Here is a 2209-nt window from a genome sequence, read left to right as displayed (position 1 = left end):
GCGAGCCCCGCCCACGCGCCGCGCACGCCAGTGGTGCGGGCCGCGGGGGCGGTGACCGGTGCCTCGTCCGGTTCGCCGTCGCGCGGCACCCGGGCGAACATCTCCTCGGCGAGGGAGAACACGTCCTTGTGACGGAAGCGGGAGGCGGTCCGGTCGGTCACGCCGTGGGCCTCCAGCCCGGCGGCGATCTCCAACGGGTCGACGGCTCGCTCGCACAGGTCGCGGTGCCGGTGCATCAGCACCTTGACGGGGTCCGCGCCGGGGCGGCGGGGCGTGACGGCGCGGCCGTCCGCACGCAGACCCGGCTCACGGGCCTGCCTCGGGAGGCCCCTCGCGTACGGCGCTGTGACCTTCTCGACCCCCGCGTAAGCCGTCCCCGAACTCTCGGTTCCTGCGTACGCCGCTCCCGCTGTCTCGGTATCCGACGGCTCCGGGTCCGGCTCGCCGGCCTTCCACGCTCCGGGCTCGCGCAGCAACTCCCCGTCGAGGAGGCCGAATTCCTCGGGACCCGGGAAATCCAGGGCCCGTTCCGAGCCCGCTCCCCAGGCCCCCGCACCCACCGGCACCCGGGGCACGTCCGCCCCGACGCCGCCACCGGATCCGCGCCCGGCGTCGTCATACCCGCTCATCCGTCTGCCTCCCCGCAGCCCTGCGTCACCCCGGCCAACTGCTCCCGCTCACCGCCGCGGTCAGCACTGCCTCGATCGGCACCGCCGTCGCCGGGAGCGTCCCGGTCGTCCTCGTCGCCGTCGGCGTCCGACGCCCAACTGGGCGTTCCCGTACCGGAGGACCGTCCGGCGAGCCATGCGCCGCCGCCCCCTCCGACGGCCGTGGCCGTCCAGCGCCCCGGCACATGTGCCTCGGGCGGATGGGCGAACGGCAGGGGTTCGCCGGCGTCGTCGACGGCCTCGCGGCGTACCGGGCAGTGCGAGACGATCTCCAGGTAAATGCCGCGAAATGCCGCGATGTTCTGTTCGATCGTGAAGAGTTCGAGCGCCCGCGCGCGGGCGGCCGCGCCGAGCCGCTCACGGCGCTCGGAGTCGCGCAGCAGCGCCACGCACGCCTCGGCGAGCGCCCGCGGATTCCGCGGGGGCACCACGAGGCCGGTGCCGCCGATGACCTCGACGACGGCGCCCACATCGGTCGACACGGTCGCGCGCCCGCAGAACATGGCCTCGACGAGGCTGATCGGGAAGCCCTCGACGACGCTGGACAGGACGACGATGCTGCCCGCGCCGTAGGCGGCGGCGAGGTCGGGCGCCTCGGGGCCGCCGAGCTCTTCGAAGGAGACCGGGTTCTCGCCGACGGCGTGCATCCCCTCGGCCTCGTCGGGGAAGAGCTGCGCGGCCAGGCCCTTGCAGTGGCCGAGATACTCCTCGGCCGCGGGGTCGCCCGCTCCGTCCTGTCCGGCGCCGCCCGCGGCGCGTCCGGCGGGCAGCGCCCCCACGATCCGCAGGCGGGCCTTCGGCTCGTCCTTGCGGATCTCGGCGAACGCGTGCAGCAGCGAGATGAGGTCCTTGGACGGATCGATGCGCCCGACCCAGACGAGCGTGTCCGGCTCCCCCGGCTCCTCGCGCTCGCCGACGTCGGCGAAGCGCGCGGCCTCCATGCCGGGGTGGACGGTACGCAGCTTCGCGCGGTCGGCGCCGCACCGTTCCTGCCAGCGCCGGGCGTGCGTGTTGCCCGGGGTGATCACGGCGGCCTGCCGGTAGACCTCGGCGGCGAGCAGACCGTGGAAGGAGGCGAGCAGCGCGCGCACCGGCGCACTCAACTCGGCGTCCCCCGCGGCGATGTAGCGGGCCCTGAGCTGCACCCCGTACTCGGTGACGAGCAGCGGGACGCCGAAGAAGCGCTTGGCGATCAGGCCGGGCAGGGCGGCCGCCCCGCCCGAGGTCGCGTGGCACAGGTCGACGGAGCCGAGCCCGCCGCCCTCGAACCCGGCGGACGCGTCCTCGTACCAGTCGAGCGAGAGGGGGCGCAGTGCGCGCTCGACGTACCCGGCGAAGGCGAGCAGATCCGGCACCCGGGCAGCGCGGGCGGCGCGCAGCGCGCCCGGCGCACGACAGGCGCGCTCCAGGATCCGCACGGCGGACTCGGAGCGGAGCGCGAAGCCCAACACGCCCTCGTCACGGGCGAGCTCCGCGAGCCCGTACAGCGCGGTGGCGAAACGGTCCGCCTCGGCTTCGACGCCGCCCGGCGCCTGCCCGGA

Annotated in this window: 1 protein-coding gene and 1 pseudogene; both read right to left on the bottom strand. The window is 75.4% G+C overall.

Features of this window, described 5'->3' with window-relative positions; translation table 11 throughout:
- Positions 1-629 (bottom strand): annotated as a pseudogene (locus G3I40_RS02970) (hypothetical protein); the annotation flags it as partial.
- A partial coding sequence (locus tag G3I40_RS02965) for a glycosyltransferase (protein ID WP_164300577.1) occupies positions 626-2209 on the bottom strand: 1584 nt, incomplete at its 5' end. The pseudogene G3I40_RS02970 and the gene G3I40_RS02965, both read right to left, overlap by 4 nt.

The sequence above is a fragment of the Streptomyces sp. SID14478 genome (assembly GCF_010548525.1).
Lineage (GTDB): Bacteria > Actinomycetota > Actinomycetes > Streptomycetales > Streptomycetaceae > Streptomyces.
The sequence above is the reverse complement of the archived record's forward strand: the minus strand, read 5'-3'. Positions and strand labels throughout refer to the sequence as shown.